Below are 19,121 nucleotides of genomic sequence, written 5' to 3'. Positions count from 1 at the left end.
AAATAACGACCATGCTATATTTACACTCAAATATATAATTTTGGAGTAAGGCTATGCAAATTTTTGACAATGTTGTTAATATTGTTAGAGACGATTTAAAAGTCGCCATTGAAAATGGTAGCAAGATATCTATCGTGGCGTCTTGTTTTTCTATATATGCTTATCAAGAATTAAAAAAGCAGTTAGATTCGGTGGATGAATGTCGTTTTATTTTTACTTCACCTACATTTATAACTGAAAAAGCAGAAAAACAAAAGCGTGAATTTTATATTCCAAGATTAAACCGAGAAAATAGCCTTTACGGTACGGAATTTGAGTTAAAACTACGCAATGAAATGACACAAAAATCAATTGCTAAAGAGTGCGCTGAGTGGATTAGGAAAAAAGCTAAATTTAGGTCTAACACGACAGACGAAGGTATGATAGGGTTTGTCACCATAACAAACAAAGAAAAGCAAGTAGTATATTTGCCTTTAAATGGATTTACAACGATAGACATTGGGTGCGAACGTGGAAATAATAGATATAACATGGTAAACAAATTTGATGAGGTTACTTCCACAACCCCATATATTAAGCTTTTTGAAACACTATGGAACGATAAGGAAAAGCTACAAGATGTTACTGATGTTGTGATTGAAAATATTACTGCCGCATACAATGAAAATCCTCCAGAATTTATCTACTTTATGACCTTGTATCATATTTTTAGTGAGTTTCTTAATGATATTTCTGAAGATGAGCTTCCAAATGAGGCTACAGGCTTTAAACAAAGTAAAATTTGGAGCATGTTATATGATTTTCAAAAAGATGCGGTCCTTGCTATTATCTCTAAGCTAGAGCGGTATAACGGATGTATCCTTGCCGATAGCGTAGGTCTTGGCAAAACCTTTACTGCGTTGGCTGTCGTTAAATACTATGAAAACAGAAACAAAAGCGTTCTTGTACTATGTCCTAAGAAATTAGCAGAAAACTGGAACACATATAAAGATAACTATATAAACAACCCAATTGCCGCAGATAGGTTAAATTACGATGTTTTATTTCACACCGACCTATCAAGATCGCAAGGCTTTTCTAACGGCCTAGATCTAGATCGCTTAAACTGGGGGAATTATGATTTAGTAGTGATTGACGAATCCCACAACTTCCGCAACGGCACTGGTACCTACGCTAGTACTAGAGAGAATAGATATGTTAAATTAATGGATAAGATCATAAAAGCCGGTGTTAAGACAAAGGTTTTAATGCTATCTGCAACTCCTGTAAATAATCGCTTTATCGATTTAAAAAATCAGCTAGCCATCGCCTACGAGGGCGATTCTGAATACATAAACAAAAAACTAGATACCGATAAAACGATAGAGGAAATTTTTACACAAGCTCAAAGGGCATTTGGCGCTTGGAGCAAGCTAAAGCCTGAACAAAGGACTACGGATAAGTTATTACGAAATTTGGATTTTGATTTTTTTGAGCTTCTTGATAGCGTAACCATCGCTCGCTCTAGAAAGCACATTGAAAAATATTATGATACGGCAGAAGTCGGTAAATTCCCGGAGAGAAATAAGCCTATTTCGCTTAGGCCGCAGCTTACGGATATAAGCACGGCCATAAACTATAACCAAATTTATGAGCGCCTGATGATGCTATCGCTATGTATATACACGCCTTCAAATTATATTTTTCCAAGTAGAGTACAAAAATATATCGACTTAACGCACAATAAAGGCGATGAGCTAACCCAAGTAGGCCGCGAAAAAGGCATTAGAAAGCTCATGAGCATTAATCTACTAAAACGCCTAGAAAGCTCCATAAATTCTTTCAGACTAACCTTGCAAAGAATAAAATCTTATATAGATACTACGGTTAATGCTATAGATGCATTTGAAGTAAATGGCGCTACCGATATAGATATATTTGAGACTTCAGATGACGAATTTGATATGGACGATGGAAATACCGAGTTTTTCACTGTGGGTAAAAAGGTCAAAATCAATCTTGCTGATATGGACTATAAGACATGGAAGACTGAACTTACTAAAGATGCGGAGATACTAGGGTTTCTTGATGATATGATAAGCGATATTACCCCTGAGCATGATAGCAAGCTACAAGAGCTATTTAGGCTTATGTCTGCAAAAATTGAAAATCCAATCAATCATGAAAACAAAAAGATCCTAATCTTTTCAGCATTTTCCGATACGGCGGAGTATTTGTACGATAATGTCGGTATCTTTATCAAAGAAAAATACGGTCTTGATACAGCAGTTATTACCGGATCTATCGACGGCAAAACGACCATTAAGGGATTTAAGGCCACGTTAAATAACGTATTGACATGCTTTTCGCCTTTATCTAAAGGCAAAGACCTTCTAATGCCTGATGATAAAACGCAAATAGATATACTAATTGCCACAGATTGTATATCTGAGGGCCAAAATTTGCAAGATTGCGACTATCTTGTCAATTATGATATTCATTGGAATCCGGTCCGTATTATTCAAAGATTTGGTCGCATAGACCGCATAGGAAGTAAAAACGAAGTTATTCAGCTGGTAAATTTCTGGCCGGATATGGATTTGGATGAATATATAAATTTAAAAGCACGCGTTGAGACTAGAATGAAAATTTCCATCATGACCTCTACAGGCGATGATGATTTGATAAATCCAGAAGAAAACGGCGATCTTGAATACCGCAAGCAACAGCTAAAAAAGCTTCAAGAAGAGGTGGTGGATATCGAGGATATGGCCACAGGTATTTCGATCATGGACTTAGGCCTTAATGAATTTAGGCTTGATCTACTAGAATACGTAAAAAATAACGGCGATATGGACAATAAGCCAAAAGGACTACACGCCGTTGTTCCAGCGACAAATGAGCTACCGGGAGGCGTTATTTTTATACTTAAGAATGTAAATAATAGCGTCAATATCGACAACAGAAATAGAATCCATCCTTTTTATATGGTATATATAGGAACAAGTGGCAATGTTATCTGCGATTATCTTGAGCCAAAAAGCATATTAGATAACTTAAGGCTTCTTTGCAGAGGAAAAAAAGAGCCTATCTCGCCTTTATGTCAGAAATTTAACCACGAAACCAACGACGGAAAAGATATGAGTAAAATGTCAAAGCTATTAAGCGAAGCAATTAGCTCCATTATCAATAAAAAAGAAGAAAGCGATATAGATAGTTTGTTCTCAGCCGGTGGCACTTCTGCTTTGATGTCTGCTATATCAGGGTTAGATGATTTTGAGCTGATCTGCTTTTTAGTTATAAAATGACGGAGCTATCTATGGCTATAGAGTTACCAAAAAGCACGGAGTTTAATAAAAAAATCCCAAAACAGAAATTTTATGAAAATTTAGAGATATCGCCTGCTTTAAAGAAAATATTTATAGAGCAAGTAGATAAAATTCTTTGGAGTTATAAAATCGCATCTTCAACCGCTAACCTTGCAGACGGCAATCTCGTAAAAGAGATCGAAGTCTTTGAGGTGTTTTTAAAGAGCCCAAACCTAGATGATGAGCTATTGCGCCATATAGATAGAGCGGTGCCGTATCATATAGTTTTTATCTTAGAGTATCAGGGTAGATACAAGGCTTGCATTAGCTATAAAGAGGCTGCTATATCTGGAAACAGGGCTTTTAAAGTAAATTCGTACTACTATACCGATTGGCTAGATAAGCAAAATTTGCCTTTGAAACTAGAGGGATTAAACCTTGACGCAGCCTATGAAAATTTCGTTCGCCAAATAGCCGGCGAAACATTGCAAAAAATAGCTTCAGACGAAAGCCTTAAAGATTCTATCGTTCGGTCGGAGCAAAAGGAGCTTTTGCAAAGGCAAATTTTGGCACTAGAGTCTAAAATTCGCAAAGAAAAGCAACTAAACAAACAGATACAGATAAATAATGAGCTTAAAAAACTTAAAAGAGATTTGGAGGAAATATGATGGATAAAATGAGAATGGAGACCGCAGATATTACCGCTCAAAATATTGAAAAGATAGGAGCTATGTTTCCTAATTGCATAACAGAAATGCTAGATGAAGAAAAGAGCACGGCAGAAAACAATGTCTATAAAAAAGCAGTAAATTTCGAGCTACTAAAGCAAATGCTATCAAAAGATGTTATTGAGGGCAACGAAGCTTACGAATTTACATGGGTCGGCAAAAAGGCATCTATCATTGAGGCAAATAAGCCGATACGAAAAACGCTTAGACCTTGCAAGGAAGAGAGCGTTAATTGGGACAAGACGGAGAATTTATATATCGAAGGCGATAATCTTGAGGTTTTAAAACTTTTGCAAGAGAGCTATCTAGGCAAGGTAAAGATGATCTATATCGATCCGCCTTATAACACCGGAAACGACTTCATTTATAACGATGATTTTAAGATGAGTAGCGATGAGTATGCAGATAAATCAGGCGAGATCGACGAGGTTGGCAACCGCATGTTTAAAAATACAGATAGTAACGGACGTTTTCACTCCGACTGGTGCTCTATGATCTATCCAAGACTAATGCTTGCAAGAAATTTGCTTAGTGATGACGGAGTGATTTTTATCAGTATCGATGATAACGAACAGGCAAATTTAAAGAAAATTTGCGATGAAGTGTTTGGGGCTGGAAACTATATAACGAATTTTGTTTGGGAAAAAGGGAAAGAGGGTGGCAATGATTCTTCTATAATGAGGAGTCATTATGAAAACATTATTTGCTATTGCAAAGATTCAAATATTAAGGGCATAATTAATTTGGATCAAAAGGATAAAAGTAGGCACATCAAGTTAGATAAAGAAGAAAATTTAGTAAAAGGCATAAAAATTGATAAAAATAAAGGCGAATTATTTCAGCTAATAAACCTAAGCAAGCAAAAGGATTATTTAGTAAATATACCATTACTAGATGGAACGATTATAAAATGGAATTCATATGCGCCGCAAACAACCATTAATGAGTGGATCAAAATTGGTAAATTGTTTGTAGGAAAAACAAGAGTTCCTTATGTTAAATCTTTTTTAAAGGACGAGCTACAAGGGCAAAAGCCATCTAATATCATTACACAAAACTATGGAACTACAAAAGCTGGATCAATAGAAATCAGAAATTACTTTGGCAATCGTGAGTTCTTTTCTTATCCGAAGCCATCAATACTAATAAAGAGACTGTTACAAATAGGTTCAAATAGCCACGACATAATCCTAGATTTCTTCTCCGGCAGTTCAACAACCGCTGACGCTGTAATGCAACTAAACTCTGAAGATGGCGGAAATCGTAAATTTATCATGGTGCAACTTCCCGAAAAGACAGATGAAACAAGCGAAGCCTATAAAGCGGGCTATAAAAACATCTGCGAAATAGGCAAAGAGCGCATACGTCGTGCTGGTAAGAAAATTTTAGAAGAAAACAAAGATAAAGAGGGCATTGAAAATTTAGATATCGGCTTTAGAGCGCTTAAGCTAGATGATACAAATATGAGAGATGTTTACTATAGCCCAAGCGAATATAGCCAAGACCTACTTTCTACGCTAGAGTCAAACGTAAAATCAGACAGGAGCGATCTAGACCTGCTTTTTGGTTGCTTACTAGAGTGGGGACTTCCGCTATCGCTTCCATACGCTTGCGAAAAGATCGGAGAGTGCACGGTGCATAATTATAACGATGGAGATTTGATCGCTTGCTTTGATGAAAATATCGCTGAGAGTGTGATAAAAGAGATCGCAAAGAAACGCCCGCTTCGCGCGGTCTTTAGAGATAGTAGCTTTGCAAACAGCCCATCAAAGATCAATGTAGCGGAGATATTTAAACTACTTGCGCCTGACACCAGAGTAAAAGTCATATAAGGAGCAAGCGATATGAAACTGCAATTTAAGCATCAAAAATTTCAAGCAGATGCCGCCAAAGCCGTAGTCGATGTATTTGCCGGACAGCCATATCTAACGCCAACTTACATGATAGATAAGGGCAATTATCAACAACCGCTTTTAGAACTGGAAGAATTTACCGGCTGGAGCAATCAAAAAATAGTACCAGAGCTAAATGACAAAATCATCTTAGAAAATATACAAAAACTTCAAAGAGATAATCAAATAAAGCCATCGGCCAAACTAGAAGGCAGATACAATCTAACGATCGAGATGGAAACGGGTGTTGGCAAGACTTACACCTATATCAAGACGATGTTTGAGCTTAATAAGCACTACGGCTGGAGTAAATTTATCATCGTCGTGCCAAGCATTGCTATCCGCGAGGGCGTGTATAAGTCGTTTTTGATGACGCAGGAGCACTTTGCCGAGGAATACGGCAAAAAAGTTCGCTTTTTTATCTACAATTCCGCTCAGCTTGAGCAGATCAATCATTTCGCATCGGATAGCTCTATAAACGTTATGATCATAAATTCTCAGGCGTTTAACGCAAGAGGAAAAGACGCAAGACGAATTCACATGGAACTAGACGAGTTTCGTTCTCGCAGACCGATCGATATCATAGCTAAGACAAATCCTATTGTAATCATCGATGAGCCCCAATCTGTAGAAGGCGCGCAGACAAAGGAAAATTTAAAGCAATTTAATCCGCTGATGACGCTTCGCTACTCTGCTACCCATAAAAGCGATAGTATCTATAATATGATCTATCGTTTAGATGCTATGGAGGCATACAACAAGCGTCTAGTTAAGAAAATCGCAGTCAAAGGCATCACAGAATCAGCTAGCACGGCTACGCAAAGTTATGTATATCTTGAAAGTATCAATCTCTCAAAATCCGCACCGACTGCTACTATACAGTTTGATTGCAAGGGTGCAAACGGCATCCGTAAGATCACAAAAACGGTAACCGAGGGATACAACCTATATGATAACTCCGGTCAGTTAGAGGAGTATAAATATGGGTTTATTGTCTCAAAAATCGATGGGCGCGACGACTCGGTGGAATTTCTTAACGGCATTAAAATTTACGCCGGAGACGTTATCGGTAAAGTAAGCGAGGACCAGCTTCGCCGAATACAGATAAGAGAGACTATCATTTCGCACATTCAAAGAGAACGTGAGCTTTTTTATAAAGGCATCAAGGTACTTTCGCTATTTTTCATCGATGAAGTAGCCAAATATAGGCAGTATGGCGCAGCCGGAGAGCCAACAAACGGTGCTTATGCTGATATGTTTGAAGAAGAATACGAAGATATTATCAAAAATTTACAACATGACACAAACGAGAGTGATTATTTGAAGTATCTTGATTTGATTTCCGCTAAAAGTACGCATGCGGGATATTTTTCTATTGATAAAAAGGGAAGAATGATTGATTCTAGAGTATCTAGTAGAGAGACTACGACCGATGACGTCGATGCGTACGATCTTATCATGAAAAATAAAGAGCGTTTACTTGATAGAGATCCAAATAAATCTCCTGTTAGATTTATATTCTCACACTCTGCGCTTCGTGAAGGATGGGATAATCCCAACGTATTTCAAATTTGCACTTTAAAACAAAGCACTAGCGAAACAAGAAAACGTCAAGAGGTCGGTCGCGGGCTTAGACTTTGTGTAAATCAAAATGGCGAGCGTATGGATAGTAATGTGCTTGGAAGCGATGTGCATAACGTAAACGTACTTACCGTTATCGCTAGCGAAAGCTATGATAGTTTTGCAAAAGGTCTTCAAAGCGAGCTTGCTGAGGCTGTCGCAGATAGACCGCGAGCCGTTAGTGCAGAATTGTTTATCGGAAAAGTAATCAAGGACGACAAGGGTAACGAGCAAGTCGTTGACGGCGATATGGGCGGCGCGATTTACTATGATTTAATTATAAATGGATATATTGATAAAAAAGGCGCTCTTACGGATAAGTATTATGAAGATAAGGCTAACGGAGAAATAAAATTTGCAGATGAAGTGGCTGATTTTACTAAGTCCGTCATTGCGATTATCGACTCTGTCTATGATAGCAAAGCGATGATGCCTGAAGATGCGCGTAAAAACAATGTCGAGCTATCAGTAGACGAAGATAAACTTGCAATGCCTGAATTTAAGGAGCTGTGGAGCAAGATCAACTCAAAATCCGTATATGTAGTCGACTTTGATACAGATGAGCTTGTAAAAAAGGCAATTGAGTCTTTAGATAAGAATTTGCAAGTTTCAAAAATTTACTTTAGAGTCGAAACTGGAGCAATGGAGCAAATCAAGTCAAAAGAAGAGTTGATATCTGGAGAGTCTTTTGTAAAAGAAGATGCCCAAAACTACAACCATGCAATAGCCCCAAATTCAAGTATCAAATATGACTTGATAGGAAAACTAGTAGATGAGACGGGGCTTACGAGAAAAGCTATTATCCAAATTCTTAGAGGGATAAAGCAGACTACGTTTGAACAATTTAAGTCAAATCCTGAGGAATTTATCATAAAAGCAGCCACTCTTATAAATGATGAAAAAGCGACGGCGATTATACAGCATATTACCTATAATGCGCTAGATGAAAAATACGATACTGCGGTTTTTACGGATCCTACGATAAAAGGTCAGCTTGACAAAAATGCGGTTAAAACAAAAAAACATCTTTACGATCATGTCGTATATGATTCGGCTAATGAAAAAGCTTTTGCAATGGAATTAGATACAAGCAAGGACGTTGCCGTTTATGTTAAGCTTCCAAGTGGCTTTTATATAAGCACGCCTGTGGGAAAATATAATCCAGACTGGGCGATTGCGTTTTATGAGGGTGATATCAAGCATATTTATTTTGTGGCAGAGACTAAGGGGTCTATGAACTCTATGCAGCTTCGCCAAGTCGAAGAGTCCAAAATCCACTGCGCAAAGGAGCATTTTAAGGCTATAAGTAGCGATAGTGTAGTCTATGACGTGGTGGATAGCTATAAATCGCTACTGGATAAAGTTATGAGATAAAAATTACTGAGAAGTTAAGTCGCAGTATAAAAAGAGTATGTGTAATACGCCAAAGATGGTTATTACGCTGCTCTTTTTGAGGAAAAATTTGACTACCATTTGTTAATATTAAAATCTGAGGCGATACTGCTTAAAGCTCTACTAATAAATACTCAGTGTAATAAAAAATTACAGTGGCTGACTTAATCTTACTAGTTTTAGTACGGATTAAATTTAAATATACAATTATCTTAACCAAACCATCCTTGTAAATTTATATATATTATAGTATCATACTCCTAAATATTTAAGGATAAAATACTATGTATATCAAACGAGCCATAAGCGATGAAATAAAAGAGTATATGAAAAGCTTCCCAGTGCTTTTGATAAGCGGGGCTAGGCAGGTTGGTAAATCAACACTTGCTTTAAATTTAGAGATACCAAACTACATAACGCTTGACGACATAAACATATATGAATCCGCAAGGAATGACCCCAAAGGCTTTATAGAGCACTGCAATAAGCCTATCGTGATAGATGAGATACAAAGAGTACCTATACTGCTTTTAGCTATAAAAGAATTTATAGATAAAGATAGAACAAATGGGCAGTTTGTATTAACTGGTTCTGCAAATTTAAAGGGTTTTAAAGATATCTCAGACTCTTTGGCTGGTAGGATAGGCATAGTAGAGCTATATCCGCTTTCTCAAAAAGAGCTAAGCCATAGCAATGAAAATTTGATAGATATTTTAAGTGGTGATATAGACCATTTGATGCTAAAAAAGTATGATAACGACGGCTTATCCGAAAAGATCATAAACGGCGGCTACCCGGAGATCACAAAGATAAGCTCAGAGAAATCAAAATATCTCTGGTTTAGCTCATACATAAGAACATATATAGAATCAGACGCTAAAGAGATAGGCAACATCAGAAACATGGATAAATTTATCACTATGTACCGATTGTGTATGCTAAGAAGTGGCAATATCTTTAACAAAAACGAGCTATGCTTGGAGTCTGGGCTTGATAATAAGACATTTGATAGCTACTTTAGCGTGCTTGAACATACCTATCAGATCCAAAAACTTCAGCCGTATTTTAATAATGCTCTAAAAAGACTCATAAAAACTCCTAAAATTTTTGCTACTGACACCGGAGTACTGGTGCACTTACTTCAAATTTCATCAGTGCAAGATCTTGCAAATTCCCCATACAAAGGCGCAATATATGAGACGTTTGTATTTGATGAACTACTAAAGGCAAATACAAGTAGCAAAAAAAGAGCAAACATATACTACTATAGAACGAGTGATCAAAAAGAGATAGACTTTATCCTTGAGATATCAGGCAAGCTCATAGCCATAGAGGTCAAATCACCTAAAACTATCAGCAAAGATGACTTTAAGCATATCTACCACTTAAAAGAAAATTTACAAAGTAAATTTGATAAGGGCATAGTCTTTTACGCCGGAGATACAGCCGTAAAACTGGATGATGATATGTTTGCATTGCCGTTTGGTTTTATGTATTAGAGATAGCTGAGAAGATGCAATGCTAATGATCTGACTTCTACAAAATCTATCTCTCCAAGCTGTCATACCCTGACTTTATATTCTGTTCTTTAGCTTCTGCTCTATTTGATGGTTGTTTTGTTTGCTCTACTCCAAAGTTACTATCAAGTCCTTGATCATATAGCTCTTGCTTTGTTATTTTTAGTGAGCCAAACGATATATGATCATTTGTTAGAGAGATCTTATCTGTTTGATAACACTCCTTTAGCTTATTAAAGCCTTGCATATCTTGCCAATCTTTCATATAGGCTTTTATATTATAAATTAAGCCTTTATAGTTAATTCTAACTATATCTGGCAGGTATTTTTTAAAGCTTTCGGTTCTATTTATAAAAGCTAAATAGTATCTATTTATATCTAAATGACCATCGATAGCTTTTACGAAGCCTTCATATTCATTTTGTTTAAGCCCTAGCTTTTTAATGACGTCATCATTTAAAAACCCAGTTTTTATCTTTCTGGCTGCTTCATAAAATTTATCTCTGATATAGATATATGGGGAATAGTGTCTATTTTGGTTAAAAGAGTAGGCTGTGTTTTCTTCTGACAAGTAAAGGTATCTATCACTCTTGTCAGAAAGTATTTGATGATTTTTATATTTTTTAAACACAGTGCTCTCGTCAAAGTATTCTATTAACTCTTTTATTGGAATCTTTGATGAAATAGCTTGGTAGCTTGCTCTTTTAATATGTAAGTTGCTATCTTTTGGTTCATGGCTAAGCTCATATCTTCTTAGCTTTTGTAAATCTTCATATATGGCTTTAATATCCATATTATTAATATCTGTTTTTAAACCAGCCTCTTCAATGGCTCTTGTATTATCAAAAGTTTTTCCTCTAATGCTTACAAGTTCAGATCCTGGTACCGGAGTGTAGTGAAATTTACCAGGATATAGGCTTGAGTTATTTACTACCTTATATAACCCAAGCTCTCTTGTTATCTCTTTTATGTATTCATCATATTCATTTAAGCTTGGAGCCCTTGTTGTGGGTATGATGAGTTTAAATTTCTCTACTTTTGTGTCTGGCGCTTGATAGGCGGTTGGGTATATAAAGCCCTTTACTCCTTTGCTTTGCAGTAAATTTTGAGCATCACTTATAGCAAATTTAGAGTTATCTATATCATATATAAGTGTAGGAGTTATGCTATCAATACTGCTATCTTCTTCATTTTTATCCTTAAAACTTGCCACTGATATAGCTGAATAGTTTTTAAGTACTGATTTTAGATTGTATGGCTCTATTCGTATCGTTTCCCAGCTATTTAGCACTTGAGTTTTTGGGTCCTTATTTGGAGTACTAAAGTCACTGCTCACACTTAATGTTATCTTTGGCTCATTTTTATTGGCTTGAAGCTCTATAAGCATTTGCTCTAGCTCATTAACTACGTGAAATAATGCTCCTTTTCTGCCATTATAGACTATCTTGCACATTAGATCAGTTAGATTATAAGTTCCCTTAAACCCATCTACACTTACTTTATATTTGTCATTTACTATTTTAGGTTTTGCGGTGATGTTAAATTTTGCATTGATCATAGGTAAAAGTTCTCTTATATCCACTGCATTAAGTCTCTTTGCCCTATCATAGTAGTCTTTTTTGAAACTCTCGTCTTCTTCTATCATTCTTAATAGATAATCAGCTGTAGAATTTTTAGCATCAGCTAGTAGCTCTTCAACACTTATGTTTTGCTCTTTTGTATTTGCTTTTGGCTCGATCACCACATCTGTTTCTATCTTCATCTGCGTATCTTTTTCTTTGCCTTTCTTAACCTTTTGTGCTGCACTTTTAAAGCTTTCATATTGCTTTTTTAGTTGGTCTTCATCCATGCTTAAGGGCTCTATATTATTTAATCCATACTTGTTAGATAAGATGTCATTAACCACTCTTTTAAATTTCTCTACTGATTTAGCCATAATAGCTTTTACTTGTTGCTTGGCTGCACCTTTTGTATATATTACTCCACCAGTTTTTACGCTATGAGTAAATTTCATGTTTTCAAAAGAGACTATTAGATGAATATGAGGCTCTCTTTTTAGCGGTTCGCCATTTTTATGTTTCTTGTTTAATACTTTGTTTTCTAGTGTCCCTTCTGGACGAGGAATATATGGCTCTTCTTTAATTATAGGCAGATGAGCTTCAGCATAAAAAAGTAACTCATCTATGTCGTGATTTGGGAAAGTGAGCTTCAAAAAATCCATTATAAGATCATCTATATTGCCACTTTCATATAGCTTGTTCCACTCCTCTGAAGTAAATGACAAGGATATATGATAGTAGTTATATTTCTTATTCTTTTTCTTGCTCTGGTGCCTTTCAGACATCTCGATAAGATCTAAATTTCCAGCCAGTGGCAATCTATCATCTTTTTCATCTCTAGTTAGCTTTGAATCTCTTTTCTTACCAGTTTTTAGATAATCAGCTATGCCTTTTTCTCCCTTTGAGATCTTAACTATCATAGCTACTCCTTATTAGGCTTAAAATTTCAGTTAGGACTGATTGAATTTTGTACAACTCTTCTTGTGTTCGCAGTATCACTTCTAAAGCTATATTACCACTAGTCTTATAAGCTATATTTAGTCTCTTTGCTATTTGATTAATGTTATTAAAAGGTCTAGCAAAATATGTAATGATTGCCGAATCTAGCTCTTTCTTTTTTATAGATTCAGAATTTACAGTGCCATTATCTATAAGATAGGAAATGATTTCTGATCTTGACATATCTAACTCTAGAGCTATTTTAGATAGCTTATCATATTGTTGATAAGTGATCCTTGCGGAGAGCACCTTATCCTTGACATTTTTTGACATATGATATCCTTTCATAAAATGTGATAGCGAGATGAAGCGTTTTAACGCTTCATATATCTCGCATTGTAGACCTCGGCAGAGCAAGATTATACAAGGTATGAAAACGAAGTGTCATACATTGTATGTGTCTTGCTATTAGAAAAATTTGCATACTACTGAACATTGCTGTCGCCATTTTTGTTTAGCCATTTAGTAAAATCTTCGCTAGCTTTTTGACTATCTTGGTTGTAGATATGGATGATAAAGCCTTGAATATTGGACGCTTTATTAAGTGCTTTATCTAGACTGCTTTGTAGTGCAGATTTGGCTTCATTTGTCTTATGGCTATCATAAAACAGGTAGCCAAAAAAGAAGAGTGCTTCTATAAATACAAAGGCAATTAATGCAGATACTATCTTCTTCATCAAAGAGCTAAAAGATGAGTTGATCTTCGATATGGTTTTGTCCGCACTCTGTAATGTCTTTTTAAAGTCATTTTGGATCTCTTTTGTTGCATTTGTAAGTTCAACACCTCCTTGCTCTATAAGCTCTATTTTTTCTTTAAAGCTTTTATCAAAGCTATCTGTGGTTTGATTAAAAAGTTCAATATTATTTCTAATATTTTCACTAGCCTTATTGCCCATTTCGATATATTCTTGTAGAGCAATTACGGCATTTGCCGCAACTGCTGTATCGCTACTCTTGATTGTTAGTGCCATTGCTTAGCTCCTCATCTTCTTTTTTGTCTTCTTTGGGTACGAGAATATGACATGCATCAGAGGGTTGATTAGCATTTGTTGCCTCATACTCTTTCCTCCATTTGGAAAACTCCTTGTTTGATAGCTTTACGCTAAAATTTTTTTCGATTAGTAACTTGCACTCTTTGAGTGTTGCTTGTTGTGGAAACAATACTTCAATACATGCTTGTCTAATCTCCTCTTTTTTCTTATTCTTTCTAATGGTTTTTAAATCATTTAAAAGTGTATTTTTGCTTGCCATATTTTCCTCCTATGGCTTTTAAAATTTTACAAAGACAGCAATAGCCATCTCACCAAATTGGCATACCTATAGTGTGCCCATTGCTTTCATATAGTAATTGTTGATAAGGTTTTTATTTAAGTAGTTTAAAAGTAGAGAACGATTACAATAGGAGTCCCAACAACCTATCGTAAGGGTTATCTTTTTCAAACATTTAAAAGAAATCCTTACTCTTAATTGATTTTAGCCATCTTAATCTCCTTGAGTAAAATATTTTTTTAAATTTGTGTGTATTATAGGATATTTTGGTGGCTAAATCGTTTAAAGTGGTAAATAATTGTTGACTTTTATTTCAGAAGCATGATATACTAGGGTTTTCCTGGCTTTATAGCATAAAAATACTTATAAATTACTTAACGCTAGTATATATATTAGGAATAGAAACAAATATCTTAAAATTATAGACCATGAATGGCCTTATTTTTAAGCGGAAAGATAAAAATGTTTTATTAATAACATGTATATTTTTTAAAAATAAACGAAAACGATTACATAATTACCAACTGCATTCTAGATACTCCCCAAGCAAATTATCAAATTTCACCCTAAGGCTCTCTGGTTCTTTTATCTTTATAAATGGCAGCCAGTATTTGACCACGCGCAGGATCTCGTAATGCTTATGTGGTCTATCTCTATTTTGTGTTTTGTTGTTAGGAAATATGAATGAATCATAATCATCAAAAATATTTTTTAGCCCATATTCAATAGCTATAAACGCCATTTTTACTACGCATCTATACTCATTTTATTTAAGTTATGATAAAAATTTAACACAGTAGAGTGACAGATTATATCATAGTAGATGATTCGTTAAAAAATTTTACTTGTTTTTTAAAATTTTACAAAAAACGTGTTAAAATTACTGCAAGCTTAAAAATTTGCTACATAAAATTTTATTTTGCTACAAACATTAAGCTATATTTAATGAAAGGTGACTGCAATATAATATTGTAGAAACATCGTAGTTTAGGTATTTATGGTGTCACGGGGGAGACTTGAACTCCCGACCTCCGGCTTATGAGATAAATTTTTAAATATCGCTTAAAGCCCTGCTACATCGCTATTACAAACAATTTTTTGTCATAAGCACTAGTCAAGTGTCCCACTTTTGTTCCACTGCAAATCCATGATACATCTAAAAAACCGCAATGGAATTTATTACTACCGAAGCGTCATCGCACCAAACGCAAGAAAAGTTTTAAAATGCTCAAGAGAGCTATCTTTCTCCTTGGGGACTTATTCCATATTAAAAGCCAGAAAATCTGCTAGAATTTATGATAGATATATCTATCTCATAACAAAGGCAGTTGATATGAAGCTAAATCAAGGAATTATAGATTCATTAGTTGATAGTTTTATGCAAGCAAAGATTGATAAGAGCATAAAAGAGCATTCGCTTTATGATAAAAAGATAGATATTGACTTTGCAGATGCGTTAAATAAGCATTTTAAAGAGGCTTTAAAAGATAATACCTTTCCTGATTTACTTAATAAAAGCAATGAGACTTTGATAAGTAAGGCTGAAATTTTATCCGCCAATAGTATAGATGAAGCCATAGACCAAGATGATAAAGCCAGCATAGCTCAAAACTTGCTAGAAAAACATATACTATCCCTAAACTACCTAATATCAAAGCTTGATAAGAGCACAAACCTTGTGTCTAAAAGACTTAAATTTTTAAGCAAACAAGATGAAAGTTATAAATTTGAGCCAACTGGTATAGATAGCTTCCAAGATAACATCAACGCTCTAGATGAAGCAAGTGGATTGCCTCTTAACAAAGAAGATATCAAAAGTCTAGCTAAAAATTTCTCACATGCCATAATGGTAACTGCTGAGCAACAATACGGACTTAACACTCCTTTTAAGCTAGTAAAAACAAAAGGTGATGAGAGGAGTGCAGAGCAGATACTAACTAGCGATAGCCATCTAATAGGCAAGCGCATAAAAGTAGGAGATAGTAGCTTTGGCATGGGTAGTTTAAACGATGAGGCAGTCCAAGAATACGAGATAGTGCCATGCTCTACTAGTCAAAAAAAGATAGAGAGCAAGGAGATCATCACACTAAAAGTGGCATTTGAAAATTTTACAGCTAACACTAGCGTTAGTCAAAAGTGGTCAAGTAGCACTATGGATCTGGTAAATATAGTAGGTAATATATTATTTAAATTCTTTCATCCAAGCAAAGATATCACAACCATATCACGAGATGATCTGCTTAAATTTAGAAATACTTTGGCTCACATACCAACCAAGCTAAATCAAAAAGCCAAATACAAAGACAAAAGCTTAGAGCAGATAATACGCATAGGTAAAAATGATGCCAAGCTATCACAAGTAACCATACAAAAATATATGATAAGAGTAGTGCAGTTCTTTAAGTATTGCTATAACAGTGACTACATAAGTAAGAGCATCATAAATGACCTAAACGTAAAAGTAGAGATAAATCCAATGGAGCGTAAGGTGCTACCTTATAGCAAGGAAGAGGCTAATGCTATCTTTAAAATAGTCCAAAATTTTAAAGAGACTAACAAGTCGCCAAGCAAACGGATAAGTGCAAATGATCTATACTATATAACTATGATAGCAGCATATAGTGGCATGAGGATAAATGAGATAGTTCAGCTAAGAGCACGTGATATCGTGCAACACAATAATGTGCTTTGCTTTAGCATAAATAGAGATGATGGCAAGAGCACCAAAAATATAAACTCCATAAGACTTGTGCCAGTTCATAGTAAGCTAATAGAGCTTGGACTAATGGAGTTTGTAAAACAAAGAGCTAGTGCAAATAAAAGCATCTTTAAAGTAAGTAACAAAGACTTTTCAGAAATTTTTAGATCACAAATACAACGAAAGTTAATAAGCGGCGACAAGCAAAAGACTTTTTACTCGTTTAGGCACTATTTTATAGATACGCTTGTCCAACAAGAAGTAGAGCCAAATATCATAGCTCAAATAGTAGGACATGAGAAGCAGTATAAAATTTTACTAGGAACATATGCTACAAATATAAATGCTAGTGTATTAAAGGCAAAAGTTGAAATGGTATGCTATTAGACATATGGTTTATATGAATGTATGCTTCCTTCTATAAACCATAATCTACTTGCTTGATGTTAAATCGCTAATCCTTTATATTATGCTCTTTAGCGTAAGATAATATCTTTTGCCTAAGATCTTCAGGGAAGCTATCTCTATACATCACTGGTGTTAGAGGATTTAGCTTTTTATCTAATTTACCAGCCTCATATAGTCTTGTTAGCTCTTCTGGTGTGTTGTAGTATGGTGCATTTGGATATCCCTCTGGTGGGGTTAGGGATATTATTTTTGCTTCTAATATACCAGAGTCTCTATTTAACATAACTTGCTTTAATTCAGTATCATCTGGCTCTGCGACATCATAAGGGGCTTGAAAATCATGCAAGGTTTCTTTTGCATATTTCAAAAATTCTTCTCTAGTAGTCTCATTTGCGTCAAGATCTCTAGGGTCCAGTAGCTTGCCTTTATCCTCTACCATTTCTCTTAAGTGATGAACAGTATCAGCTATTGGATCAAGTATAACCCCACCCCTATTAAAATCCATCACGAAATAGCTCCCTACTATCTCATCTAAATAAGGCATCATTCCATATTCATCTAGTGGGGGATTTTTAGCTAGTTTCCTAAATTCTTCAGCCATTTGTAAATTTTTGTTTAGACCTACTAAATAGGTAGAGTATTCAAACATGTCGGCTAATGCCTCCAAGGCTCCGTCTTGACCAAGCTGGGCTGATAGAAACATTGATTGATATGCTCTTGCTTTAAACCCTGCATAACCTAATCCAACTCCTCCTGAAAATCCAACAGTGCTTCCTAATACTCCAGCACATATATTCCACTCTGCTGCAAATAATTCTGATTTTAATGTGCCTTTGTGAGCATTTACTTCATCATAAATTTCAGCATATTCTGGCTTTGTTAGTTTGCCATTACTATCTACTCTACCTATTGCATCTTCTGGGATATCTATCATGGTGCATTTTAGATTACTTCTTTTTACTAGATAGATATATCTATCTCTTTTATCTTTTAAGCTTTCATAGTAGGCTTTTTCTGTCTTAGTCCAAGGTGATAGTTTATTTGAGCTTGGTTTATAACTAATGTCTAGCCATGGTTTAAATGATAGATAGTCTGTTTGACCTAGAGAGTTTGGTTTAGGGTTATAGTATAATGGTTTATAGTTTTTATATGGGGATGAGTCTAGGATGGAGCGAGCTTCCAAGAGATACTTGGATTGAATTTCTAAGTACTCTTCACTAGTTCTTACCTTTTTATACTCATTATTATTTGGTACCAAAAGGTTTGTTGTTTTATCAAATTTTAGTTCTGTACCATCTGGTGCTAAGACTGTATAAATTTCTTTACTCATTAAATTTCCTTTACTCATTGTTTTTTCTTTATTGATAAACAGTGCTGAAGCTATTACTACTAAGATAGCTAAAGTTATAAATATAATCTTCTTCATATCTTATCCTATATATAGACCATCTTCCATTACTATGGTAGTAGCTAGACGACCTACTAGGCGAGGGGGGAGTTTTGAAGGTGCTTTTTTGTTATTGGAATTTTTATATTCTTGAAATTCCTTACACCCCACATATATACCCTTTATGTTATTGTTACCTATGATATCAAGAGCCTCTACAAGCTCTCTTGAGAGGTTACGATGAGAGTTATCGCTATCGTCTGTGTTAAATATACCTTTTTTAAATTTGTTTATTATCTCTACTGCTTTTTGATATGAGTTTATCGGATATTTTGGTTTGCCTGATGCTACGTTTGCTAATGAGC

Annotated in this window: 12 protein-coding genes and 1 pseudogene; 6 read left to right on the top strand and 7 right to left on the bottom strand. The window is 35.2% G+C overall.

Annotation, left to right across the window (positions count from 1 at the left end; translation table 11 throughout):
- Positions 1-53 precede the first annotated feature (53 nt).
- From G6W43_RS08565 to G6W43_RS08545, 5 genes are all read left to right on the top strand, one after another.
- Complete coding sequence (locus G6W43_RS08565; RefSeq protein WP_149711963.1) at positions 54-3,287, top strand: helicase-related protein; 3,234 nt, start codon at positions 54-56, stop codon at positions 3,285-3,287.
- A gap of 11 nt (positions 3,288-3,298) precedes the next feature.
- On the top strand, positions 3,299-3,955 hold the full coding sequence (locus G6W43_RS08560; RefSeq protein WP_149711962.1) for a DUF4391 domain-containing protein: 657 nt from the start codon (positions 3,299-3,301) through the stop codon (positions 3,953-3,955).
- Positions 3,955-5,847: a site-specific DNA-methyltransferase gene (locus tag G6W43_RS08555; RefSeq protein ID WP_149711961.1), complete on the top strand. Its 1,893-nt coding sequence runs from the start codon at positions 3,955-3,957 to the stop codon at positions 5,845-5,847. The genes G6W43_RS08560 and G6W43_RS08555 overlap by 1 nt, the downstream gene beginning before the upstream one ends.
- 12 nt (positions 5,848-5,859) lie before the next feature.
- On the top strand, positions 5,860-8,901 hold the full coding sequence (locus G6W43_RS08550; RefSeq protein WP_149711960.1) for a type III restriction-modification system endonuclease: 3,042 nt from the start codon (positions 5,860-5,862) through the stop codon (positions 8,899-8,901).
- A gap of 302 nt (positions 8,902-9,203) precedes the next feature.
- Positions 9,204-10,418 (top strand): ATP-binding protein, encoded by a 1,215-nt coding sequence (locus G6W43_RS08545; protein WP_149711959.1) that lies wholly within the window; start codon positions 9,204-9,206, stop codon positions 10,416-10,418.
- A 46-nt stretch (positions 10,419-10,464) separates the two neighbouring features.
- On the opposite strand, the gene G6W43_RS08540 is transcribed toward G6W43_RS08545, so the two are convergent.
- The 5 genes from G6W43_RS08540 to G6W43_RS10650 all read right to left on the bottom strand — a co-directional run bounded on the left by G6W43_RS08540 (position 10,465) and on the right by G6W43_RS10650 (position 15,005).
- Entirely contained in the window at positions 10,465-12,915 is a 2,451-nt protein-coding gene (locus G6W43_RS08540; RefSeq protein ID WP_194169602.1) for an aminotransferase, read from the bottom strand.
- Positions 12,905-13,267 carry a plasmid mobilization relaxosome protein MobC gene (mobC, locus tag G6W43_RS08535; protein WP_149711957.1) on the bottom strand — a complete coding sequence of 121 codons (363 nt, stop codon included), beginning with the start codon at positions 13,265-13,267 and terminating at the stop codon, positions 12,905-12,907. The genes G6W43_RS08540 and mobC overlap by 11 nt, the downstream gene beginning before the upstream one ends.
- A gap of 152 nt (positions 13,268-13,419) precedes the next feature.
- Entirely contained in the window at positions 13,420-13,965 is a 546-nt protein-coding gene (locus G6W43_RS08530) for a hypothetical protein (protein WP_194169601.1), read from the bottom strand.
- A complete protein-coding gene (locus tag G6W43_RS08525; RefSeq protein WP_103617927.1) occupies positions 13,943-14,245 on the bottom strand; it encodes a hypothetical protein in 303 nt (100 codons plus the stop codon). Before G6W43_RS08525 ends, G6W43_RS08530 begins: the two co-directional genes overlap by 23 nt.
- 535 nt (positions 14,246-14,780) lie before the next feature.
- Positions 14,781-15,005, bottom strand: coding sequence for a hypothetical protein (locus tag G6W43_RS10650; protein WP_035170182.1), 225 nt, complete (start codon positions 15,003-15,005; stop codon positions 14,781-14,783).
- A gap of 405 nt (positions 15,006-15,410) precedes the next feature.
- On the opposite strand from G6W43_RS10650, the gene G6W43_RS08515 reads away from it, so the two are divergent.
- Complete coding sequence (locus tag G6W43_RS08515) at positions 15,411-17,348, top strand: site-specific integrase (RefSeq protein WP_242047647.1); 1,938 nt, start codon at positions 15,411-15,413, stop codon at positions 17,346-17,348.
- 67 nt (positions 17,349-17,415) lie between these two features.
- Here G6W43_RS08515 and G6W43_RS08510 read toward each other — a convergent pair whose 3' ends face one another.
- Both G6W43_RS08510 and G6W43_RS08505 read right to left on the bottom strand, forming a co-directional pair.
- The gene (locus tag G6W43_RS08510) at positions 17,416-18,795 is read right to left on the bottom strand and encodes a thioredoxin reductase (RefSeq protein ID WP_194169600.1); all 1,380 of its coding nucleotides are present in this window, start codon (positions 18,793-18,795) and stop codon (positions 17,416-17,418) included.
- Between the two features lie 3 nt (positions 18,796-18,798).
- Positions 18,799-19,121: pseudogene (locus tag G6W43_RS08505) on the bottom strand (hypothetical protein); the annotation flags it as partial.

This window comes from Campylobacter concisus (assembly GCF_015229965.1).
In the GTDB taxonomy this organism is placed as follows: Bacteria; Campylobacterota; Campylobacteria; order Campylobacterales; family Campylobacteraceae; genus Campylobacter_A; species Campylobacter_A concisus_BD.
Note: the sequence above shows the minus strand (reverse complement) of the source record. Positions and strands in the feature narration are given on the sequence as shown.